We start from the raw sequence: 23,523 nt of genomic DNA on the forward strand, positions 1-23,523 counted from the left end.
CAGACATTTCGCTGCACTGGCTTTCGCGCATCTGGCCATTCTAATGTCCGCAGAGAATATAACGGACTTATTCGCACCTTCCCAAACTCGGGCAACATAAAAGCGACCGACTTATGCCGTGGCTGAACCCTTTATTCGCTCAATCAAGCCCTAAAAGTACTTGCCCTTCGCCGTGACTATTCGGCAAAAAAATCATCAATAACGGCCCCTATCATAGGGATGACGGCGCACTGCAGCTTTATAATAAATATCGCTGCTAAAGCCTTCGGTAACTGCTAAAGTGCGGCACATTAACCGATGGAGAGCATTATGGAGCTGGATGCAGCACTGATCTTATTATTCATCCTGACCGGTTTGGGCGCCGGTATTATCGATGCAATCGCCGGTGGCGGCGGGATGATTACCCTACCAGTATTACTGATATCGGGCATGAGCCCGGTGGAAGCATTAGCAACGAATAAACTCCAGGGGAGCTTTGGCACCTTTGCCGCGTCGTTATACTTTATCCGCAAAAAACTGATCGACTTAACACAGATGAAGCTGATGATTGCCTGTACTTTTGTCGGGGCCGTCACGGGGACGGTGCTGGTGCAGCAGCTTGATACTCATCTACTCGCTTCGATTATGCCGCTGTTGCTGATGCTCATCGCGCTCTATTTTATGCTGTCCAAACAGATCGGTGATACCGAGAAAACGCGTAAAATAACCGATGGACTATTTGCCTTTGTCTTTACCACCGCTATCGGTTTTTATGATGGTTTTTTTGGTCCAGGTACGGGTACGTTCTTTGCGCTGGCCTTCGTTTCCCTACTCGGTTTCAGTATGGCGCGAGCAACCGCACATACCAAGATTCTTAATTTTACCTCCAATGTCGCGGCGCTAATTTTCTTCGCTATCGGTGGCAATATTATCTGGCTTGCGGGATTTATTATGGCAGCAGGACAGCTGCTTGGTGGGCAAATTGGGGCACAGTTAGTCGTCACTCATGGCACAAAATTAATACGACCACTGGTGGTGATCGTCACGCTCACCATGTCCGCCAAACTGCTGTTTGATCAATATCAACACAGCGCCGGCTCATGGCTTGAGCCATTACTCAGTTTTATTCCTTGATTCAGCCGCTGACAAACGTATCCAACAGCGCAATATACACACGAAAAAAGAGGGCCTATAGGCCCTCGGAAAAGATCGTAACGTTAATCAATCAAGCGTCTATTTTGCCGTCAGATAACCGTGATGGAATCTCAACTGCGCTTCAATGAAACTGGCAATGAAATAGTAACTATGATCATAACCTTCGTGCAGTTCAAGCTGCAGTGGATAATCCGATGCTGCGGCCGCGGCAGACAATTTTTCAGGCTGTAGTTGCTCCGTCAGAAAATCATCCATCAGCCCCTGATCTACGCGCATAGGCAAGTGTTGCGGTTGATTACGCAACAGTACGCTGGTGTCGTATTGCTGCCAACTGCTCTCATCATCCCCTAAATAAGCGCTAAAGGCTTTGCGCCCCCAAGGGCAACTGACGGGATTACTGATGGGGCTAAAGGCCGATACCGAGGTATAACGATCGGGATTACGTAGGCTAATCATCAACGCGCCATGCCCTCCCATTGAATGACCGGCAATCGCTCGCTGTTCAGACACGGGAAACGTCGCTTCAATCAATTGCGGCAGCTCATCGACGATATAGTCGTACATTCGGTAATGTGCTTTCCAAGGCGCCTGTGTCGCATTGACATAGAAACCCGCGCCTTGCCCTAGATCATAACCGTCATCGTTAGCGACATCATCGCCACGGGGACTGGTATCCGGTGCCACAATCGCGATGCCCAGCTCGGCGGCCACTCGCTGTGCGCCCGCTTTCTGCATGAAATTTTCATCATTACAGGTCAGGCCAGACAGCCAGTAGAGTACGGGTACTTTTGCTCCACACTGCGCCTGTGGCGGTAGGAATATCGCAAAACGCATACTCACACCCAGTACCGCAGACTCATGATTGTACTGTTTATGCCAGCCACCAAAGCTCTTCGTCTGGCTTACAAGTTCTAAACTCATAGATGCTATCCTCAACGCGCTTAATCGCGCGGTTCATCAAGACTATCGTTATCAAAAACGACAGTCTTGGTTGCCGACGCTTACTTATCGTAGTGAATAACGCTACGGATACTCTTACCTTCATGCATCAGATCGAACGCAGTATTAATATCCTCAAGACCCATCGTATGCGTAATAAAGTCATTCAGCGCAAACTCACCCTGCAGGTAACGTTCAACAATTTCTGGTAGTTCAGAGCGGCCCTTGACTCCACCGAATGCAGAACCGCGCCAGACTCGCCCAGTCACTAACTGGAACGGACGGGTAGAGATCTCTTGACCCGCACCGGCCACACCGATTACGACGGATTCACCCCAGCCTTTATGACAACATTCCAACGCGGAACGCATCACATTGACATTACCGATACACTCAAATGAGTAATCAACACCGCCATCTGTCAATTCAACGATGACTTCTTGAATAGGCTTGTCATAATCTTTTGGATTGATGCAATCGGTGGCACCCAACTTACGCGCCAGATCAAACTTAGATTCATTGATATCAATGGCGATGATGCGGCTAGCTTTCGCCATGGTCGCCCCAATAATGGCAGACAAGCCGATACCACCAATACCGAAAATCGCAACCGTCGCGCCCTCTTCTACCTTGGCGGTATTCATCACCGCACCCATTCCGGTAGTGACACCACAACCCAACAGGCAAACCTCTTCTAGTGGTGCCTCTTTATTCACTTTCGCCAGTGAGATCTCCGGCAGCACGGTATACTCAGAGAATGTAGAACAACCCATATAGTGATAGATAGGCTGACCATCTTTATAAAAACGCGTTGTGCCATCCGGCATCAGACCTTTACCCTGAGTCTCACGAATTTTCTGACACAGGTTGGTCTTACCGGATAAGCAGAATTTACACTCGCCACACTCTGGGGTGTACAACGGAATCACATGATCGCCCACGGCAACGCTGGTAACACCTTCGCCAACTTGCTCGACAATACCGCCGCCTTCATGGCCGAGTACCGTTGGGAAAATACCCTCAGGGTCTTCGCCAGATAAGGTAAACGCATCGGTATGACACACACCAGTGGCCACAATACGCACCAACACTTCACCCGCCTGAGGCGGCATAACATCGATCTCTTCGATAGACAGAGGCTGATTTGGGCCCCAAGCAATAGCAGCTTTTGATTTAATCATGGTCATATTCTTCAACTCTTTACGGGTTTGATGTCAGATTCGGGTTTTAACCAACATAAGACAGTAAGTAATCATTGTAGTTGTTTATGAAAACAAGATAATCTAGCTTTTTATCAATATACCTTTACGAGAATGTAACAATGAACCGTTGGGAAGGCGTTTCTGAACTCATTGCGGTCACAGAAACATTCAGTTTTACTGCCGCCGCTAAAAAATTGGGTATTTCCACCGCTCAGGTGAGCCGTCAAATCAGTGCCCTAGAAAACCGGTTAGGTACCAAACTTTTTTATCGCACCACCCGTAAAGTGACCGCTACCGAAGCCGGTGAAACCTACTATCAATATTGCCGACAGCTATTAAACGGATTAGAAGAAGCCGAACGAGCCGTCACCAACCTGCAAAACACTCCCCGCGGAAAACTCAAAATTACCGCGCCGGCGACCTATGGCGAACAGAAAATAGCACCGCTGATTAATGACTTTATTTGCCTTTATCCAGAATTAGAGGTGATCTGTCACCTCACCAATCAAACGGTTGATCTGGTCGCCTCCGGCTTCGATCTGGCTATCCGTCTGGGAAAGTTGGAAGATTCTTCAATGATCGCTCGGCAGTTAATCTCTCGGCAGCTCTATGTGTGTGCGTCTCCGGAATATCTAACAACGCACGGTGAGCCGCATGTACTCAGCGAACTCAGTCACCATAACTGTTTACTGGGTACCCTAGAGTACTGGCGTTTTAACGAACAAAAACAAGAACGTACCATCAAAGTGAGCGGCAACCTCCACTGTAACAGTGGTCAGGCTTTACTGGATGCGGCTCTGAAAGGTATCGGTATCGTGCAGTTACCCGATTACTATGTCGAGCCCTACCTAGACAGTGGCCAACTGTTACCCTTATTGCAAAATTATCAACACTCAGGCGAAGGCGTCTGGGCACTTTACCCGCATAACCGGCATCTCTCCTCAAAGGTCAGAATGTTAGTGGATCACTTAGTAGAACACCTCCGCTAGCAACAGCGGAAAGAAACCAAGCGTCATAAAGCCGTCAGACCGACGCGCAGCCACTGCCTGCTAGCCACTAGTCTTCATAAAGACTATTGCTCACCGGCTAAGGTATAACCACCACGTAACCCAGCACGTCGCGATGTTATGCAAACGGGTTTACGCTGCAGGGGGGAGCGTCATATAGCCGTTGTTATGCTGCAGTAATACCTCTAAATCTTCAGCGATCAGTGGGCGACTAAAGAAATAACCCTGCACCTCTTCACAGGCATATTCTTGCAACAGTGCCAATTGCGTTGCGTCTTCCACACCTTCGGCGGTGACGCTCAATCCCATATTATGGGCCACGGCAATAATCGCCTGCGTCACGGCAGCATCATCAGAATCGGTCGTGACATGAGTAATAAAAGAACGATCAATTTTTAAACGATCAATCGGGAAGCGCTTAAGATAGCTCAGACTGGAATAGCCCGTGCCAAAGTCATCAATCGCTAATTGCACCCCCAACGCGCTCAAGCGATGCAATGTCTCAACCGCCCCTTCAACATCATCCATGAGCATGTTTTCTGTAATTTCAAGTTCGAGACAGTTAACCGGCAGACCGGTGTCCTGTAACACCTGCATGACTAATTTTTCAAGCGGCTGTTTGGCAAACTGACGTACCGAAAGGTTAACCGCAATGCGAATGTGAGGCAGCCCCTGATCTTGCCACTGCCTCGCTTGCCGACAGGCTTCCCGCATCACCCATTCGCCGATAGCCGAGATAAATCCAGTCTCTTCAGCCACTGAAATAAACTCAACCGGCGAGACCATTCCCAGTTGCTGACTGTGCCAGCGCAATAGCGCCTCAACACCGACGATACGGCCACTATTGATATCCACTTGCGGCTGATAATTGAGTGATAGTTCATCCCCCTCAATCGCATAATGCAATGCATTTTCTAAGGCCAGCCGCCGCTTCGCGACCACATTCATCGACTTTACAAACAGTTCGTAGCCATTTTTTCCCGCATGCTTTACATAATACATCGCCGCATCGACGTTTTTCATCAAACTATCCACACTCTCGCCATGCTGCGGGAATACGGCGATACCGATACTGGGCGTAATCACGACCTCCTGACCCGCAAGATCAACAGTCCGCCCAATTGTATCGAGAATGTCGCGGGCTACATTTTCCGCATCACGCACCTGATTGATCACCGGCAGTAGCACCGTGAACTCATCGCCACCAAATCGAGCGACCAGTGGCTGTAACCGATTTTGCTCACGCGGGTTCTCCTCGCTATCGGCCGGTCCATCCGCTTGCGCCTTACTCATCAGCGCCTCAGAACGGCTAATACTCTGAGCTAAGCGACTGGCCACTTGTTTCAATAGCAGATCACCCATCCCATGGCCGAAGGTATCGTTGATACGCTTAAAATTATCAAGATCAAGAAACAATACCGCGCCCAGATGACCATGACGTGCGGCCTGATCCATACCTAACTGCACGCGATCATAAAAGACACTCCGATTGGCAAGTCCAGTCAAACTGTCAAAACGCGCTAATTTAAGCACCTGATCCTGAGCCTGCCTAAGCTCTGAAACATCTAACATCGTTCCCGATATTAATATGGCCTGTCCGCGCCCATCGCAAAATACTTCTGCTTGATGCTGCATACAGTGCATCTGTTGTCCGGGCAAACAAATACTGTGATTCAGGCCTGACTTAAATCCAGAACATCGGCAGTTGAGCAGTTCCCGAAACCAATGCAGCACCTGCGGCCACTCATTCACGGGCACACAGCGTAGAAATGATCGAATTCCTCTTGGCATCACTCCACGGTTACCACCCACTAAGTGATAAAAATGATCCGACCAATAGATTTCACCGGTATTCAGGTGCCATTCCCAGTTACCGAGTCCCGCAATGCGTTGAGCATTCCCAAGCCGGGCTTCACTCTTTTGTAGTTGACGTAGCTGTTCATTCGTATTGCTCGCCCGAATCATATAATGGAGGCGATGTCCCAAGACCTGCCAGTTAAACGGTTTAAAAACAAAGTCAGTCGCTCCGGCAGCATAGGCATCCCGCACAGAATCAATATCATCTTGTCCAGTCGCCATTAATATTGGCACCAATTTACCATAAGGCATATTACGTAACTGACGACAGACATCGAAACCGCTTAGCCCCGGCATTGCCACATCGATTAATACGATATCCGGTTGAAACTCTTGGAACATCTGAATCGCAGTAACACCATTATCAGCCAACAGAACCTCAAACCCCTCCTGCGTTAAAGCATGGCTTGCTAATAAACGTGCCGTCAGATCATCATCGACAACTAACGCTCGCAGCACTGAGACGTTATCATTAGTCACGGCTATCTACTCCTTGGGTTTGTCTAATCGTCAGCAACACCTGCTTTACTTTTAGATACTCGGTTTCGATCTCGCGGATCCAGCTTGGCGCTTGTGTTAAGACACCGTCACGCCCCACCAGCTCTAATGCTTTACAGTGCTCGGCTAAGGTCATGGCGCCTAAGTTATAGCTACTGGATTTAAACCCATGAGCAGCGACTCTCAGCCCATCGGCATCGTGTGCCGTTATGGCACGCTGCAGGCGCTGCAGATCATCGGTGGCTTTATCGAGGTAGGCATCGATCATTTGATTCAGAAAAGCGCCATCAACATCCATCTCGATCAACTGCGAGATCACCTGTTTATCAACCGTGATAGCATCAATGGGGACGGAGTTATCCACAGGATGACAACGATCTATCGCTCGCTCATCATCGGTGATACGGGGCTGAGGTAGCCAGCGCTTAAGCATTTGATAGATCTGTCGTCGATTAAAGGGTTTAGCGAGATAATCATCCATTCCCGCCTGCAAACAGCGCTGACGATCATCGGCCATTGCATTCGCCGTTAAGGCAATCACCGGAATATGGGCAAGCCCCTCGGCGGCTTCCCGTTGACGAATTTTCCGTGTCGCCTCATATCCATCCATCTCAGGCATCTGACAATCCATTAACACCAACTGATAATCAGCGTCATGCAGCATTTTTAAAGCTTCAACGCCGTTTCCAGCAAGATCAACCGTCACTCCCAGCCCCTTCAGTGCCTGACGAGCATATTCTTGGTTAACCGGATGATCCTCAACGAGTAAAATACGCCCCGTCATAACGCCCTGAACAGCCAGCGGCTTTATATCCGGTAAATCAGCGACAGGGGCTTCCTCTGTTTTCTTTAGCGTCAGCGTAAACCAAAAAGTCGTTCCATTACCCGGCTCACTATTAAAATTAATCTCTCCGTGCATCATGTCAACTAACTGACGGGAGATTGTCAGCCCCAGTCCAGTGCCACCGAAATGTCGGGTGGTTGAGCTATCGGCCTGAGCAAACGATTCGAAAATAAGGTGCTGATGCTCTAATGATATGCCGACACCCGTATCGACAATACGTAATTGGAATGAGATCGCGTCATCCTGCTCATCAAGCACCCGCGCGGATACCTGAATTGTTCCAGAAGAGGTGAATTTAATGGCGTTGCCGATCAGATTAGTCAGTACCTGCCTTAGCCGAATGCTGTCCCCCAAGACCGTCGTATTGAGCTCCGCTGGTAAATGACAGGTCAGTGCCAAGCCTTTTTTCTCTGCCTGCAAACGCAGAATAGATGCGTGCGTCTGAATCAACTCCGCTAAGTTCAGCGGTTGATCATCTAGCTGTAGCTTACCCGCCTCAATCTTAGAGAAATCCAAAATGTCATTGATAATATCCAGTAGTGCTTCGCCAGAGTAACGAATCATTTCGATAAAACGTCGCTGCTCTTGACTGAGATCGGTATCTAATACCAAATCTGTCATTCCAAGCACGCCATTCATCGGCGTACGAATTTCATGACTCATAGTTGCCAAAAATTTACTTTTGGCATGATTCGCCTTAATAGCCGTTTCTTTCTCTTTGTAAACCTGTTGAATAGTGCGTCTGATCGCCTTTTCCATAAACAGAAATGATTCGGCTAAACGCCCCATCTCATCTGACTTATTCTGTGCCAACTGTTCAATTTTTCGGCTTTGCTCGACGGGTCGAATAAAGTCCTGATCGGGTAGCGATTTGGCGTAAGCGGCGAGAGTATTGAGCGGTGCGGATAGGCGAAATATAAGCAGAAAAGCAGCACCGATACTGGCTAAGAAAATCAATCCAATCATGAGACTTTGTTGTGCCACAACGGCGCGACCTGGGGCAGCAATTTCAGACACCGGCACCAGTACCGCGGAGTACCAGTTAAACGCTTTGAAGAAACTAAAGAAAACCTGCACTGGGGCGGTGTCTTGGTTCTGATAGCGGATTGAACTTTCACCGCGCGCATGCGCCGCCATAATCTGCTGTAAAACATCGCGATTGTGCCAATCTAAAGCGACACCTCCGCCAGACTCTTCAGGTGGACCGATCAATACGTTTTGTGCGTCATCGAACAAGATGGCGTAACCACTTTGAGCCACTTGAAGCTTATTAAACGTCAGTCGCAGCTCATCAATAATAGCGTTCATCTGTTGCTGACTTTCCTGTTCGACCTCGGCAAAGTTGACGATCAATGCCATCGTCATACCCCAACTTTCTAATGGTAGAAAGTACCCCATATAGCGATCATTCGCTGCACGGCCAGGTTTATCCCAGAAGAAAATACTGCTATCACCTGCAGCAGTTAGTTGATCAAAACGCATCGTTCGATTTAACTCGCGACCTTTCACATCGCGTAGTCCGGCGATAGATGTCGCCGTTAATCGATCATCGGTCGCCGCAACAATAACCCCATCGGGAGCCAACATAATCAGATCAGCATTAAGGATATCAACGTCTAACAGCCACTGTTTGGCTAAACGCCTCGCCGTCGCCTCATCGATGATACCTTGCTCGGAAGCTCGCTTGTAATGATCAAAAACGGTTTGCCCCATTTGAGCAAACTGCTGCATATCGGCTTTTATCTCATTAACAAGATCCACTTTGTGGCTAATGAGTTGGTTATAACCTGCGCGGATATTTAGATCAGCCAGCTGTAATACATTGCGTGCAGACTTCTGTTCAACCAGGAGCATTGCCTGCCCCACCCCCTTCTGAGTGATATACATCACTCCGGCGGCTGAACATAACAACACTATCACAATCAGGGCGATAATTTTGAATTTGAAACTGGACAACATACTCAGTACTCAAGACGGCCCCTATCGATTAAACACGACTCGATAGTCGTTAAAATGAATATTCAGGCTAGACGCAACCTACGCAGCCACTCATTCATTAACCTTTTACTGTTAATACTCAACCGTCTAGAAGCTTGACTAAAAATATTACGTGCGCAACATTACTCAGCAGGAATCTCTCGATACACTTCATCGACGGCACCCAATAATAGTAGCGGTGGATTAAAACTGACTATTTCAGCCGTTTTAAGGTTCACGGCCATGCGCGGCGGCTCTTCAAAAAATTGCGTCAACTGATTGGGTCGAGCACCATTGAAAACTTTCGCGAAGGTTTTCGCATGAAACTCACCGACATAGCGAAAACCCGCTTGCGACAGGCTTAATAGAAAACCTTTTCGTACCTCATCCGCGCCTGATTGTGAAAAGGTAGGCACTTCGTATTCATTGGTGATGCTCACCAAGCGCCCAATATTCCGTTCATTAATGCCTCGTTGAACCGTGACATACATCGCATCCACTTGTGGCGCTAGCTGACGAAAACATTTTTCAACACTCGCTTCAGCCTGCGACATATCGCGGATATCACTCAAGGTGTGGCAATGAATAACATTAAAATTTCGCTCCGCACTCAGCTGTTCTATGATATTCAGCGCCGCATAACTCCGTCCGTTAACGCTGTCTTCATAAGCCACACCTAAATTTTTAAAGTTAACAATATCGTGAAAAATTCTCACCTGACGTTCATAACGTCTCGGATCAACCGTAGCATGTATATGCTCATAACCTGAATCCTCTACACTTTTAATAATACCGGCAGCCAATGGATCACTACTGGACAGCACCATCGTCGGCGTGTGATGCTGATTATTAGATAATGCCTTTCCTGCCCAAGTGCCCATCGCAATCATCAAATCTAGGTCATGCTGATTAAGCCGCTGATGCACACTGTCGGTGGTCCGCGTCAATACCTCTTCATCCCAGTGTGCCGAATAGTGAGCATCCGCGACAAATTCAATGTATTCACTACGAACCCCCTGCTGCAACCACTGCCAAAGTTGTTCCGTCTGCTCGCCTTCTTGCGTGGGAATATCCGCTTTTTCAATCCATCCCAGCTTCATCAGCCCTTTAACTGTTTCGATGAGTACTTTTTGATAGTCGATATATTCACCGCCCTCAAAGTAGCCAATACGCCAACGTTCACCTGCATGTTTGACCGGTGAAGTAGAAAAAAACCTCTTATCCACAGGCTCCTCTGCAGCAGCCATCGGCACCACAAACAGACAAAGCCACACCCAACACAGGCGATTAATCAATCGCATAACCACTCCTTTTTGGCTACACCAACAACACACTATTTCATACAGGTGTTTGAATTTCAACAAGTACAACCTAATCATTCGGCATCGACTATACCTTACTCACCTATCGATAAGCACCACCGACAGATAGAACGGCGGCACCGTATGACATGAATCACCGCACCAAGCCACCCCCTGTCATCGATCATCAGCTCAGAAATACTGTACAACGCTGAGGGACATAACGACGGTCATTGACGGCCATGACAATCGCAGCAGAAAAGAGAGAAAAGGGGAGAAGGATGGACCCTTGAGCTGATTTAAGCCGCTTAGCCGCTGACATCAAGCGATGAAAATTGCTCCGTCATTCGAGCATCGCCTGCAAACCATCAGTGTCTCAACGTTGACTTCGGGGCCAACGTCCAGCTGAGAAGGCTGAATAACGGCATGACAACAGAGGCTTTAGCCAATAAAACTCCGCTGCACCCGACGAGCGATCAGGTCGACAAAAATATTCATCATCGCGGCGATAAGAATCAATAACAGAGCGACATCAAAGCGAATTTCCTGAATCGCACTATCAACAAAGAACCCAATCGTTTGTATACCGAGAACCCCCAGAATAGCGGTCTCTCTCATGATGACTTCCCAGCGATACAGCATAAACGATAAGAAAGCGGGATAAGTACGCGGCAGTAGTTCATAACAATAACGATCCAATCGTCTGCGAGGGGCATCATGTCTCAGTTGTATCTCGTTACTATGACGTCCCGTTAGGTAACCGATCAAAGCACCATTATGAATGGCCAAAGCAATCACTGCCGGTAACATGGAAGGCCCTAACAACTGCAATAAAATATAGGCCAATAGATATTCTGGTGTTGAGCGAGCTATCACCAAAAATAGATGTCCCGGCAGCCGCCCAGCAGGACTAAAACAATGACGGCTAATCAATGGAAACAGACTCAGGGCAAAGAGGCCGGTCACCGCCAACGCCACCTGAGACAATATCAGTGTATTCCAGACACCGGGCAGCGCCTGATCTATCAGGATATGCGTAAACCAATCGATCAATGACTGCCATGAAGCATCGCTACCACGCAGCGGCGCAGGCACGATATCCTGAGAGAAAAACCGCCAGACATTTCCCCAGATAATCGGCATTCCTTCACCCATAAAAAATGGCGAACCGACGATAAATACCGGGAAAGTCCAGCGTCTCAGCCAGAGTTTTTTACTCGCCACTAAGAGATAAAACAGGATCAATAAAGCCGCAACCTCAGGGTAATAACCTTGCGAAAACGAAGACTCAAGGTAGTAACCCAGCGTTGGCAAGCCAACAAAGCCCAAGATCGCACTGCTACGAATACCACATTCAAGACGATAAGAGGTATAACTTACCAGATGCGGCCAAGCCAAGGGGAGCCGAGTATACAGTAGCGCACTCAAATACCCCGTGTCGGCAGGTAACGTCTGTTCGGGCTGTTTCGGCACCTGATCAAGGATTTCGGCAAACATCCGCGCAAAAACACCGGCGTAAGGCACGGCGATTGCCAATAAGCCGGTTAATGGATGCAAACCAAAAAACTGTAAAAAAATCAGCGCCCAAAATAACTCATGTATCGAGCGTAGCAGCGCACAAAAGCCACGCATCACGGGGTTATTAAACGCCAAGGCCAACACAAAACCACACACAACGGCCAAACCAACACCGGCGAACGCAAACGCCAACGTTGCAAGTAACGCTTCAATAACCAGTGAAGGTTGCATCAACTGAGGGGCCATAAACCCGCGTAACAAACGAGAAAGATCGATCCAAGGATCTAAACTGGAGATTTCCAGATCGGTAAACGGTATGCAGGCCAGCGCAATCAATAAGAACCACAGCGCGATACGCACACCCCGAGGCCAGCGATAGGCGGGTCTATCCATGGTGTTAGTAAAACGCATTCAGGGTATTCACTGAAAGCCGTTTCGCTGGCTCATCAAGCACCACTTCACCATGCTGAATGGCAATAATACGCTGACCGTAACGCAACGCCCGTTCAACATCATGTAAGGTAATAACGGCAGTGTTAAAATGTTGATTCAATAACGACATCACTCGATCGGCTTCCGGGCCATCCAATGCAGACACCGGTTCATCCGCTAACAGCACAGACGCCCCCTGATACAGTGCTCGTGCAACGGCCACTCGCTGCCGCTGCCCTCCAGATAGATCAGCAACCGTCGCGAAACATTTATCACTCAATCCCAAGCGTTCGAGTAACGGCAAGATTTCGTCGACTCGCGCCGCGGCAGGCATAACCAGATTACGCAGATTATGCAGCAGGCCATAATGAGATAAACGTCCCATATAGATGTTATGGAAGACACTCAATCGATCGACCAGCCCTAACCCCTGAGGAATTAGGGCACATTCCTTACGGTTTTCAGTATAGATATGATTGAGCAGCGTCGATTTGCCACAACCGCTCTTACCTAAAAGAATGAGTTGCTCGCCCGCCTGAATATCCAAACTGACGGGCTGCAAAACCGTTTGACCATCATAACCAAGCGGGCCGCTATGTATCGCGAGTGCCGACATGCCCTATTAATCCAGTAAACCAACCTGCTTAGCAACCACCCGCACAGGTTCAAAATCATCATTAGAGGCAGGAATAAAGCCTGAACGCGGGAAACTACTCAGTAACTCAGGGTCGGTCATGTTCAATAACGCTTGCTGAACGCGCTCAGAAAAGCCCTCACCATAGATCGCATCCATATCGCCGCGTAGGGTCCATTGATAATCAGGATAGCTCGGCGTTTCCCAGATGACCTGTACTTTAGAGGTATCGACCTTACCGTCGGCCACCGCGGCTTCCCATACTTTGTAATTCAACGCCCCTAGCTGATATGCACCGGATTCAACCAACGCAATCGTACGAGAATGATTACCGCTATAACCGACGCGGCTAAATAGATCATCAGGGCTTTCGCCAAACTGTTCACGGAGATAATACTCTGGCATCAGTCGTCCAGATGTCGACCCCTTTGAACCAAAGGTAAATGTCAGATCGCGTACCGATGCTGGCAGATGCTCGGCGGCACTCAGCCCGGTAGCGCTATTGGCAATAAAGAACGATTTAAACTCTGGATCTTCGATACCCTGAGCCAATGCAATAGAGCCCGGCACCAATTCGCGTGCTTTTACACCCGATAAACCACCAAACCAAGCGAGCTGTACCTGATTATTTCTGAACGCCGTAATGGTTGCCGCATAAGATTTAACCGGCACAAAGCGTACTTCCGTTTGTAACGTTTCCTGCAGATAATCCGCTACCTTCTGAAACCGCTGTTTCAACTGAGTTTCATCCTGATCGGGGATAGCCGTAAAAACAAACACGGGGGCAGCATTTACCGCGCCCGTCAGCAACATCAGCAATAATCCACGCACTAGCACTCTAAACATTTTCATTCCTGCAGCCATTAGTCAAAATTGGGGGCACATATTTTCGCACAATAACCCTAGAAAATGCAGTTTATTTCATCACTATAACGTCAAGCCAGCGTTAGCCATGCAACAAATGAGCGCCGCCCCTCGTATCCTTTAAACACCGCGGTAAGGCAATGTAAGGCATTCGATCAGCCTCGACGTAGACGCTAGGCACGCTTAAAAAGTTAACCATATAGCCTCTCATTAGCGCAGCAGGTAAACTATCTATCTAGTTCATTTCCATGCGATACGATGATGTCTTTCGAAAGTGCCTGCACCTTTTTTATAGCTATTTTTATTTTTGGTATTACCCCCGGCCCGGGCGTCTTTGCCATTTTGGCAAAAGCCATGGTCGAAGGGAGTCGGCGCTGTCTGATGTTGGCCTTGGGTATGGTCGTCAGCGATATTATCTACCTCACACTCGCCTGTTTAGGCCTCGCCACAATAGCTGAACACTGGGGTGCCTTATTCACACTGATACGCTGGGGCGGTGCGGCTTATCTTATCTGGCTAGGATTAAAACTCTGTCTTAGTAAGCCCTCTACTGAGGTCTCAACCGCTATCGCAAAGCGTTCATCTGAGGAATTTATACAGGGCTTTTTGATCTCCGTATCCAACCCCAAAGTTATTCTCTTTTATATCGCCTTTCTCCCCACCTTCATGGATCTAACAAGCCTTACCGGTAACGACATTGTTCTGGCCGCTGGCCTAACACTGATCGCGCTGATGCTGGGTTTAATGCTCATCGCCTACTTTGCACACTGGGCGAGTAAACGCTTACAATCGCCTCAAGCAATTAAACGCCTGAATCAATCCGCCGGTGGAATCATGATAGGGGCGGGAGTTTTTCTCGCTACACGTCATTAATTCCTTATAATCATCAGCCGATACCCGATCGATCAATAGACAGGATTACGATGGAAACCCTTGCCGTCCCTCAGGGCACCTTTACACTATCTCGCTACCCAGTGCGTCAGCAAGAGACGCTTCGCGCTTGGGATGCTGCCGATGAGTACCTGCTCAATCATCTACATGAAGAGCAACAACTGAGTGCTAGCAGCCGACTTCTGATACTCAACGATAGCTTCGGCGCGCTGGCTTGTGCACTGAGTGATTATCAAACCGTATCCGTGAGTGACTCATTTATTGCTTACCAAGGGATGCGTCATAATCTTAAGCTTAATCAGCAAGATCCTGAAGCCATTGTTTTCAAAAACTCACTCATGGATTATGGCACGCCAAGCCAACCCTATGACGTCGTAATACTGAAAATAACCAAAAGCCTGGCACAGCTAGAAGATCAGTTACACCGCCTAAAGCCCTATATCGATGAGCAAACCAAGATTATCGCAGCAGGCATGGTCAAAGGTATCCACACATCTACCTTACAACTGTTTGAATCGATTATTGGCCCCACCACCACCTCTTTGGCGCGCAAAAAAGCCCGCCTGATTTTTAGCACCCTCGATGCAACAGGTTGCTGCCCTAAAAATAGTTATCCAAAATCGTACCGGCTAGAAAACACCGACTATCAAATACTCAATCATGCCAATGTTTTCTCTCGCGAAAGACTCGATATCGGTACTCGCTTTCTGCTCGAACATTTGCCCGCTGATGAGCGCTATCAACAGATTGTAGATCTCGGCTGCGGCAACGGCATTGTCGGCCTTATGGCTGCCGCCGGTAACCCCAACGCAAGCATCAGCTTTGTTGATGAATCATTTATGGCCGTCGCGTCGGCAAAAGCAAACTTCGAAACCGCATTCCCTCACCGCAACGCTAGCTACCAAGTCACCGACTGCCTCAACGGTATGACCGCCAACAGCTACGACCTGATTCTTAACAATCCCCCGTTTCATCAGCAAAATGCGATCGGTGATTTTATCGCGTGGCAGATGTTCACAGAATCTAAAACCATGCTCAAACAAGGCGGTGAATTATGGGTCATCGGTAATCGACACCTGAATTACCATATCAAGCTCAAAAAACTCTTCGGTCACTGCGTCACCGTTGCGAGTAATAAAAAGTTCGTTATTTTAAAAGCGCGCAAAAAATAAAGCTTCAATCTAAATGTGAATCGACCAACCTATTGATATCCGGTATATTTGAGGTTATTACTCTCCCTGATTTATTCCGGATGTTTTATTGACAGGACAGACATACAACTCTAAATTCGGAATATACTATGGATAAACAAGCTCTGCGTTGCTTTATCACATGTCATAACTAAAGGGATTATCGTTATATAGGTTGGTACACGGATTTTATCCAATCTACTCATAGGTAAAACCACGGCCATGCTATTAAATTTGCGTAGAACGATAGTCAGCAGCTTTGTCACGACGCTGATAAGCCCTATTCCGGCTTTCGGCACCGAGCTCGATGTATTGTCAGAACTCGATTACCTTGCCGATCTTCCAGTCACCTTTTCGGCAACACGATTACCGCAAACACTCAATAAAGCACCGGCATCCATTACCCTCATTGATCGGCGGATGATAGAAGCGTCCAGCGCCACGACGATCTCAGAACTCTTCCGACTCGTGCCCGGTATGCAGTCTTACCATATTGCCACCAATGCATCAGCGGTGTCCTATCATGGCATGAGTGATAAGTTTCCATCGCGGATGGAGGTCATGATCGATGGGCGGTCGGTCTACACTCCCCTCTTTTCGGCGGTAATCTGGGAAAGTCTACCCATCAGTATTGATGATATAGAACGCATTGAAGTGGTGCGTGGTTCTAATACCGTCACTCAGGGGAACAATGCCTTCTTAGGTGCCATCAATATTATCACCCTGTCAGGCCTTAATCCGCGGGAAAACATGGTTAAATACCAACAAGGTGAGTTTGATAACAAGACCGTTTATAGCCGCTTCAGTGCAACCCATGATCTCGGTTATTACAGTGTTTCTGCCGGTATTACCGGCAACGAGGGTAATCGCTTCAACAGTGGCAATTACGATCCTTACTTTAATCGATACCTCAACTTCAATACCTCAATCTCACCCACGCTATTAGATACCTTTACCATCAATCTAGGCGTTAATGCCGGCTATTCATCCGTTGGTGATATCGCCAACCTACCCAACCCACGGCGGCGTGAGTTTGAATCATTCTTTCAAAACTTAGAGTGGAAGCGTCTGCTGGATAATCAAAATGAACTGATCGTTCGCTACTCACATAGCATGAGTGATTATGATGCGGCAACCATGCCCGTCGATGAGATGAGATCAGAACTCAGCGATGAGATAGCCGATATTATTGACAGTCAACTTCAGAGTATCGGTTATACCACCGATAGAGATGCACTCGCTCAGGCATTCTTGAGCGCTAATCCATTTAAAATCACAGCGGAAATCGGTAAGATCGAGACGCACCAGATAGAACTCAACTATAAATGGGTTCCATCACCCTACGATCAACTCTTAAGCGGTATCGAGTTCCGTCATGCAGCGGCGAAAAATTTTCAACTGTTTGATACCAATAACTGGGTAACCGAACAAAGCAGTCGGCTTTTCTCAAACTGGGAAAACACCCAACTGACCAACTGGACCTTCAACCTAGGCGCCTCTCTCGAGCATGGCGGCAACAATTCAACACGTATATCGCCCCGCATCGCCGCTAATTATCAGTTGAATGATAGCGTGATGCTGCGCTCTGCAGCGAATCGCGCCTACCGGATGCCGTCACTCATAGAGCCCAATTATAATACCAAGATTCATATCCCATCCTTTGACTTACCAATAGGCAACCTGATAGACCTGTATGGTCCCATACTGGATCACCTCTTTGAGCCCAACCCTAATTTGAAACCAGAGAGATTAGACTCTGTTGACCTTGGCCTGCTGGTAACATGGCCTAAATATAATAGTAATTTAGATGTCCGCTTATTTTATGAAGAGATCGATGATGCTATTACTGAAACCCGACAGGCAGGCGATAATGGCAAAACCATCTCCTACTCCAACCTATCTGAGTGGCAAAACAAAGGCTTCGAAGTACAGTACAAATACCAACGCAATAGTGGGTACAAGCCCTTAGTGGTTGTCAATTATGGTTACATACAGAGCAGCGGCTATCGTATCTTAGATAACAGAGATAACGGCTACTGGTACGATGATCTCGACACTCGCAACCCTGAACATACAGCCTCGTTGCTGGCCAGCATCACCTTGCCAAACGATCTACAAGTCAGCGTCAGTCACTATTTTCTCAGCTCTGTCGCCTGGATTGAAGCGGCACGCAAAAACTCAGATCCACATAATAAGCCTTATCATCGAACCGATCTAAAAATAGCGAAGACATTCAAAGTCTCACCGCAAAATAAACTTAAAATTGCACTAATTGTGCAAAACTTACTAGATAATCCCTATTCAGAGTTTTATCCTGAAAACATGTTTGAACAACGAACCTATCTACAAGCTCAATTAAGCTTTTAAAGTCGCTGCCTAAACGGAAGATGTTAAAAGCTACAGGGGAAGTAGTCACTACAGTAAAACGTTACTATCAGCCACTTTATTGGCTGATAGCATTGCTACTCATCTGTAATAACGTCAAAGCGTCTGACGCACTACTGCTGCTCAGCGCTGATAATCCGGTATACCATAGCGTTGCTGAGGCAATCATTGATCAGGGACCGACGATGAGTATCGAGACGTCATACCCCGAAGATTTAGCTGATAATGCCCATCAGTTCACCGCTTACCCTCTCGTTATCGCCGTCGGCAGCAAGGCAACGGAACAGGCTATGCAGTTCGCGGCACAGGATAGCGTCATCGTTAGCACTTTTATTCCCAGCCAACGCTTTCACAGCCTATCAAAACAATATGCAGCAAGCTTAACTCAGCGACACATTCGCACCACCGCGATTTATCTAGATCAGCCTTTAGAGCGTCAGTTACGACTTGCGAAGCAGATAAAACCCGACCTAAAAAGATTGGGATTCAGCCTCGGCCCCGACTCTGAATACCAGCTGCCAGAGTTGCAACGAATCGCTATCGAAATGGACTTAAGCCTTAACTATCAGACGCTAACACTTGAAAGTAATCCTATTCAAAGGATTCTGCCGATCATAAAAAAGTCAGACCTTTTTATGGTAATACCCGATCAAAGCACGCTAAATAGAACAACCGCTAAATGGTTGTTATATATGTCTCTTAGAAACCGGGTACCGTTACTGGCCTTTACTCAGAATTATGTCCAAGCGGGTGCCGTTGCCGCCTGCATTACCACCCCAGAAGATATTGGCCGCTATACCGCTAAGCAACTTCATAAAATTATCCAAGGCACTCTCCCACCTCCGTCTTATAGCCCATACTTTACTATCATTACCAATCCACGGGTTGCAAGGCAGCTAGGGCTTTCAATACAAACAGCACAAGTACTCCAGCAGATAATGGTGGAGGGCGAACCACAATGATAGAAACCAAACACAGCCGATACGGTATACGACAACAAGTGTTACTTATCACGCTTTTGCCATTAGTGGTTATGACGCTAATACTCGCGGGCTACTTTGTTTCAACTCGTGTTGACGATAACAAGTTAAACCTAATTGAACGCGGTGAGACGATGTCGCGATTACTAGCCCAAGCCTCGGAATTCGGTTTAGTATCAGGCTTAACTCATCAACTCAGCGCGCTTAGTCAAGGGCCGATACAAGAGGCTGATGTTGCCGATGTCATTTTTATTAATGCCGAGAAACACATACTCTATCGTTCTAATGACTTCTCCCTGCAGCTGGACCTAAAACTTCAGCCTAATCATCAATTAAACGATCATGTATGGCTGTTTACCACACCCGTAACGACACAGGGTATTATTATCGGCGACTCTCCCGAAACTAACGTCCCTCAAACAGAACGGGAACTGTTAGGCTGGGTTAGCGTCGCCATCTCGACAGCCCCCATGCATCAACGTGAAAATAATATCGTCACCAACAGTCTACTGATTCTACTGGGCGGCCTGATTTGCACCTTTGTCGTTGCTGCACGCTTTGCACAAACGTTGACGAAACCAATCATTAATTTAACCTCGTTGGTTAAGAAACTAGAGGAGGGGCAGCTTGACGCCCGAGTCGATACGACATCGTATGCTGAACTCGGTTCATTGGAAAAAGGCATCAACCTGTTAGCTCAGCAGGTTCAAAGTTCAAAGCAGATCCTTGAAAGCCAGGTAGCGCAAGCGACCGCACAATTACGCAGAACCATGCATGACTTGAAACAACAAAATGCAGAATTACAACGAGCAAGAAAACATGCGGATCAAGCCAATATGGCCAAGGATAACTTTCTCGCTCGCATGAGCCATGAACTCCGCACCCCACTGACATCCATACTCGGCTTTACCAATATGCTGAGACACACGGATCTTAGTTTTGAGCAGCAAGAACACTGCCGAATTATTAACCAAACGTCGACAATGCTATTATCAATTATCGATGACATTCTCGATTTCGCGAAACTCCAAGCAGATGCCATCAAGCTAGAAAAAATATCATTCAACCCTGAACAAGTGATATTCGAAGCCCTCGAAATGCAGTCACAAAGCGCTGCCGCGAAAGGCTTAGAATTATCGTATCAAGTGGATGACGCCGCCTATGCGAATGTCTCTGGCGATCCAACTAGGCTTCGTCAGATAGCGACAAACCTTATTAGCAATGCCATAAAATTTACCGACGCAGGTCAAATACTGGTCTTTCTTCAAGTTATCGAGGAAACTCCCTTTAGCAAAAGAATGCAGCTATGCGTAAAAGATACGGGCATTGGTATTACAGCAGAACAACAAGAACTACTCTTCCATGCATTTGTTCAGGCGGACTCCTCCATCACACGTCGCTTCGGCGGTAGCGGTTTAGGACTCGTGATTGTTGAAAAGCTAGTTAAGTTAATGCAAGGCAGCATAGAGCTCTCAAGTGAAGTGACTCGAGGCACTCAGATATGCTGCAGTTTTGTCGTTGGTACTCAGCAGGCCCAACAACAAACCACATTAATAGCGAGCGAAAAGGAGGTCATTATTTTTGACCGCCACCCTGAAAGTCTGAAAGCGCTACGCAATATTACCCGCCCACTGGTTGCCAAAATACAAACCTGTGCAACGATTCAAGGGTTGGAAAAAACCTTATCTAACGTACAACAAGAAAAAACCTCGCTGATTTTTGGGCTTAGCGCCAATCCGGATATAGCGCATCAACAAAAACAAAAAATAGCTGAAATTTTCGCCTCATTCAAAGGCAATATACTACTGCTAATGCCTGCTCTCGTGGGCAGCCTTGATGAATTCGCCTATCTAGGCGATCTCCCTCGATTAACCATTAACAGTAAACCGTTACATCGGGATATATTGAGCAAGTGGCTGCAACACCCATCCATCAACAGCAACAGTTCGAGGGCTTCCCATGTTGCATTACAGCCGCTAACAAATATCACCGCCGTGATCGCCGAAGATAATGATTTTAACCGATTGCTATTGAAGAAAATGGTCGAGTCCGCTGGCGCCACCGTTATTGAAGTCAGTAATGGAGAACAAGCCGTCAAAGCGGTACAACAGAGGCATCCCGATATTGTTATCATGGATGTACATATGCCCGTTATGGACGGTATAGAAGCCACTAAGGCCATTCGTAAAAACTCACCCTTCCTGCCCATTATCGCACTCACCGCGGATGTTATCGTTAGCGAGGAACAAGCGCTCCATCAAGCCGGCGTCAGTCGCATAGAATACAAGCCCATCCATGATGGAGAATTAATTAGAATACTAACCAACCTGTGTGAACCGAAAATAGCTAAAACCATTCAGTCACTAACAAAAACACAGCGTCCGACAGAACAGAGTCATCAGACAGACAATCCATTCAATAAAGAAGACTTGCATGAAGAACTCATCAGTCAAGCCAATAACATACAACAAGCATTTAGCCGACGGGATATTAATTGTATACGTGATCACAGCCATCAGCTAATTGGTCTGGCAGGCTTGTGCGAGCTTCCCGGATTGGAAAGCTGCAGTATAGAACTCAACGAAGAGGCGAAAACCGGTGATATGCGACGCATCTGGCAGGCACTGTGGCGCTTAAAACGCTTAATTGCACACCAACAATACCTCGATTAAAAATCAACTGACAATGGCGCATGACGAATAAAGTCGTCAAGTTCAATGGCCAGCGCTTTAATATGACTACGTCCTTTAATATCGTAGAGATAGCCATGTAACCCTCCCCGAGCTTGAACACCAGGAACCTCTCCCTGATCAAATTGATAGCAGCGCAGGCGAAAGGCTTCCAAGTCAGCATCGTGAGTAATCGGCGTGTGAATGAACAGGCTCCAAGCCTGTTCAGTTGTAGATCGATCTTCAACCCCGCGCAGTAAACCTAAAACATACTCTCGCTCGGGCCGATACGTGGGTGCACGGCCAAAAAGCAGCCCGACAACCAGTAACATTAATACAAATAGACTCACCAGAAAAACAACCACGAACTCCATTGCCACCTCAATGATAACGATTGAAATCCTGAGCCAATAAACACTTAGCCGCATTAACAAGCCGATCATTATAATCAGACTCTAGCGTTTCCATGTGCGCAATAAATTCTAATTTTTCAGGACCTTTTAATGCTTTCCAAGCCTCTAAACGAGGGATATGTTTACTCTGTTCGAACACCTCGTTAAACACGATATACGCTTCAGACTGAGCTAATTGCGGATCCAAATTATCTAACAAAACCTTACAGCGAATACTCGCCTCCGTTAACGGTATTTCCTCATTGAGTATGGCACGGCTAATCACCTGTAAACTCTCAATCAAATGTAGGCGATGCTTACTCACATCCGCCGCTATCCCCTGTATCTTAAGTTCATTTTCAACCCGTTTTTGTTGCTGCTGTTTCAACAAACGCACGATATAAGCGATAAGCCCGATAACGATTAACAGATTTATCACAATCAAACTATAGAGGGTTGTTTCAGACATACACGGTAAGTTCCTAAATAGACTAGAGCAGGGCGAATAAACCGCCTGGAGACAGGCACAACCATTATATCAGTTTAGCCGAATGCAGTGCAGCTGCTAGACAGCTCCTTCGCTCACCGCTCGCATGAGGTTCGGGGTTCGCCCCCCCGCACAACCACGTCAACATCAAATAAAAGGGGGTTCGCGCTACGCTTTTTCAGACTGCGGACCACGGCTTTTAAGGCCGTAAAACGAAAAAAACCCGATCAAGCGAACAATCGGCGTGAGGTGCCCAAAGGGCATGCTACGTCGACCACATAAACACGCTCATGCCATCAACAATCCTTTGACTTCACACCCT

The 23,523-nt window shown here is 47.4% G+C and carries 17 protein-coding genes; 7 read left to right on the top strand and 10 right to left on the bottom strand.

The features are described from left to right. The first annotated feature begins 309 nt into the window (after nucleotides 1-309). Nucleotides 310-1,113, top strand: a complete 804-nt coding sequence (locus Q4488_RS17665) for a TSUP family transporter (RefSeq protein ID WP_303581803.1) — start codon at nucleotides 310-312, stop codon at nucleotides 1,111-1,113. A gap of 99 nt (nucleotides 1,114-1,212) precedes the next feature. On the opposite strand, the gene fghA is transcribed toward Q4488_RS17665, so the two are convergent. Both fghA and Q4488_RS17675 read right to left on the bottom strand, forming a co-directional pair. Then, on the bottom strand, nucleotides 1,213-2,055 hold the full coding sequence (gene fghA / locus Q4488_RS17670) for an S-formylglutathione hydrolase (protein WP_303581804.1): 843 nt from the start codon (nucleotides 2,053-2,055) through the stop codon (nucleotides 1,213-1,215). Nucleotides 2,056-2,135: 80 nt separating this feature from the next. After that, nucleotides 2,136-3,254 (bottom strand): S-(hydroxymethyl)glutathione dehydrogenase/class III alcohol dehydrogenase, encoded by a 1,119-nt coding sequence (locus Q4488_RS17675; RefSeq protein ID WP_303581805.1) that lies wholly within the window; start codon nucleotides 3,252-3,254, stop codon nucleotides 2,136-2,138. A gap of 140 nt (nucleotides 3,255-3,394) precedes the next feature. Here Q4488_RS17675 and Q4488_RS17680 point away from each other — a divergent pair, with 140 nt between their 5' ends. Next, nucleotides 3,395-4,264 (top strand): LysR substrate-binding domain-containing protein, encoded by an 870-nt coding sequence (locus Q4488_RS17680; RefSeq protein ID WP_303581806.1) that lies wholly within the window; start codon nucleotides 3,395-3,397, stop codon nucleotides 4,262-4,264. 150 nt (nucleotides 4,265-4,414) lie between these two features. Here the strand turns inward: Q4488_RS17680 and Q4488_RS17685 are convergent, their stop codons facing one another. The 6 genes from Q4488_RS17685 to Q4488_RS17710 form a co-directional block, all read right to left on the bottom strand. After that, complete coding sequence (locus Q4488_RS17685) at nucleotides 4,415-6,619, bottom strand: bifunctional diguanylate cyclase/phosphodiesterase (RefSeq protein WP_303581807.1); 2,205 nt, start codon at nucleotides 6,617-6,619, stop codon at nucleotides 4,415-4,417. Then, nucleotides 6,612-9,440 carry a response regulator gene (locus Q4488_RS17690; RefSeq protein WP_303581808.1) on the bottom strand — a complete coding sequence of 943 codons (2,829 nt, stop codon included), beginning with the start codon at nucleotides 9,438-9,440 and terminating at the stop codon, nucleotides 6,612-6,614. Before Q4488_RS17690 ends, Q4488_RS17685 begins: the two co-directional genes overlap by 8 nt. A gap of 161 nt (nucleotides 9,441-9,601) precedes the next feature. Continuing rightward, nucleotides 9,602-10,759, bottom strand: coding sequence for an ABC transporter substrate-binding protein (locus Q4488_RS17695; RefSeq protein WP_303581809.1), 1,158 nt, complete (start codon nucleotides 10,757-10,759; stop codon nucleotides 9,602-9,604). Nucleotides 10,760-11,200: 441 nt separating this feature from the next. After that, nucleotides 11,201-12,688 carry an ABC transporter permease gene (locus tag Q4488_RS17700; RefSeq protein ID WP_303581810.1) on the bottom strand — a complete coding sequence of 496 codons (1,488 nt, stop codon included), beginning with the start codon at nucleotides 12,686-12,688 and terminating at the stop codon, nucleotides 11,201-11,203. Further along, nucleotides 12,675-13,325, bottom strand: coding sequence for an ATP-binding cassette domain-containing protein (locus tag Q4488_RS17705; RefSeq protein WP_303581811.1), 651 nt, complete (start codon nucleotides 13,323-13,325; stop codon nucleotides 12,675-12,677). The genes Q4488_RS17700 and Q4488_RS17705 overlap by 14 nt, the downstream gene beginning before the upstream one ends. A 6-nt stretch (nucleotides 13,326-13,331) precedes the next feature. After that, complete coding sequence (locus tag Q4488_RS17710; protein WP_303581812.1) at nucleotides 13,332-14,189, bottom strand: putative selenate ABC transporter substrate-binding protein; 858 nt, start codon at nucleotides 14,187-14,189, stop codon at nucleotides 13,332-13,334. Between the two features lie 279 nt (nucleotides 14,190-14,468). Here Q4488_RS17710 and Q4488_RS17715 point away from each other — a divergent pair, with 279 nt between their 5' ends. The 5 genes from Q4488_RS17715 to Q4488_RS17735 all read left to right on the top strand — a co-directional run bounded on the left by Q4488_RS17715 (nucleotide 14,469) and on the right by Q4488_RS17735 (nucleotide 22,325). Then, nucleotides 14,469-15,080: a LysE family translocator gene (locus Q4488_RS17715; RefSeq protein ID WP_303581819.1), complete on the top strand. Its 612-nt coding sequence runs from the start codon at nucleotides 14,469-14,471 to the stop codon at nucleotides 15,078-15,080. A 50-nt stretch (nucleotides 15,081-15,130) separates the two neighbouring features. After that, on the top strand, nucleotides 15,131-16,270 hold the full coding sequence (locus tag Q4488_RS17720) for a methyltransferase (protein ID WP_303581813.1): 1,140 nt from the start codon (nucleotides 15,131-15,133) through the stop codon (nucleotides 16,268-16,270). Between the two features lie 252 nt (nucleotides 16,271-16,522). Further along, a complete protein-coding gene (locus tag Q4488_RS17725) occupies nucleotides 16,523-18,655 on the top strand; it encodes a TonB-dependent siderophore receptor (RefSeq protein ID WP_303581814.1) in 2,133 nt (710 codons plus the stop codon). 20 nt (nucleotides 18,656-18,675) lie between these two features. Then, nucleotides 18,676-19,635, top strand: a complete 960-nt coding sequence (locus Q4488_RS17730) for an ABC transporter substrate-binding protein (RefSeq protein WP_303581815.1) — start codon at nucleotides 18,676-18,678, stop codon at nucleotides 19,633-19,635. Further along, nucleotides 19,632-22,325: an ATP-binding protein gene (locus Q4488_RS17735; RefSeq protein ID WP_303581816.1), complete on the top strand. Its 2,694-nt coding sequence runs from the start codon at nucleotides 19,632-19,634 to the stop codon at nucleotides 22,323-22,325. The genes Q4488_RS17730 and Q4488_RS17735 overlap by 4 nt, the downstream gene beginning before the upstream one ends. On the opposite strand, the gene Q4488_RS17740 is transcribed toward Q4488_RS17735, so the two are convergent. Next, nucleotides 22,322-22,696 (bottom strand): hypothetical protein, encoded by a 375-nt coding sequence (locus Q4488_RS17740; RefSeq protein WP_303581817.1) that lies wholly within the window; start codon nucleotides 22,694-22,696, stop codon nucleotides 22,322-22,324. The two genes, Q4488_RS17735 and Q4488_RS17740, sit on opposite strands and share 4 nt — an antisense overlap. Before the next feature lie 7 nt (nucleotides 22,697-22,703). Next, nucleotides 22,704-23,183: a DUF2489 domain-containing protein gene (locus tag Q4488_RS17745; RefSeq protein ID WP_303581818.1), complete on the bottom strand. Its 480-nt coding sequence runs from the start codon at nucleotides 23,181-23,183 to the stop codon at nucleotides 22,704-22,706. Nucleotides 23,184-23,523 lie beyond the last annotated feature (340 nt).

The sequence above is a fragment of the Amphritea sp. 1_MG-2023 genome (assembly GCF_030547545.1).
Lineage (GTDB): Bacteria > Pseudomonadota > Gammaproteobacteria > Pseudomonadales > Balneatricaceae > Amphritea.

Coding starts and splice junctions, on each gene's coding strand:
- fghA (WP_303581804.1), bottom strand. CDS start 2,055: ATGAGTTTAGAACTTGTAAGCCAGACGAAGAGCTTTGGTGGCTGGCAT.
- Q4488_RS17720 (WP_303581813.1), top strand. CDS start 15,131: ATGGAAACCCTTGCCGTCCCTCAGGGCACCTTTACACTATCTCGCTAC.
- Q4488_RS17735 (WP_303581816.1), top strand. CDS start 19,632: ATGATAGAAACCAAACACAGCCGATACGGTATACGACAACAAGTGTTA.
- Q4488_RS17730 (WP_303581815.1), top strand. CDS start 18,676: ATGTTAAAAGCTACAGGGGAAGTAGTCACTACAGTAAAACGTTACTAT.
- Q4488_RS17705 (WP_303581811.1), bottom strand. CDS start 13,325: ATGTCGGCACTCGCGATACATAGCGGCCCGCTTGGTTATGATGGTCAA.
- Q4488_RS17695 (WP_303581809.1), bottom strand. CDS start 10,759: ATGCGATTGATTAATCGCCTGTGTTGGGTGTGGCTTTGTCTGTTTGTG.
- Q4488_RS17675 (WP_303581805.1), bottom strand. CDS start 3,254: ATGATTAAATCAAAAGCTGCTATTGCTTGGGGCCCAAATCAGCCTCTG.
- Q4488_RS17710 (WP_303581812.1), bottom strand. CDS start 14,189: ATGTTTAGAGTGCTAGTGCGTGGATTATTGCTGATGTTGCTGACGGGC.
- Q4488_RS17715 (WP_303581819.1), top strand. CDS start 14,469: ATGTCTTTCGAAAGTGCCTGCACCTTTTTTATAGCTATTTTTATTTTT.
- Q4488_RS17700 (WP_303581810.1), bottom strand. CDS start 12,688: ATGCGTTTTACTAACACCATGGATAGACCCGCCTATCGCTGGCCTCGG.
- Q4488_RS17690 (WP_303581808.1), bottom strand. CDS start 9,440: ATGTTGTCCAGTTTCAAATTCAAAATTATCGCCCTGATTGTGATAGTG.
- Q4488_RS17740 (WP_303581817.1), bottom strand. CDS start 22,696: ATGGAGTTCGTGGTTGTTTTTCTGGTGAGTCTATTTGTATTAATGTTA.
- Q4488_RS17665 (WP_303581803.1), top strand. CDS start 310: ATGGAGCTGGATGCAGCACTGATCTTATTATTCATCCTGACCGGTTTG.
- Q4488_RS17680 (WP_303581806.1), top strand. CDS start 3,395: ATGAACCGTTGGGAAGGCGTTTCTGAACTCATTGCGGTCACAGAAACA.
- Q4488_RS17745 (WP_303581818.1), bottom strand. CDS start 23,183: ATGTCTGAAACAACCCTCTATAGTTTGATTGTGATAAATCTGTTAATC.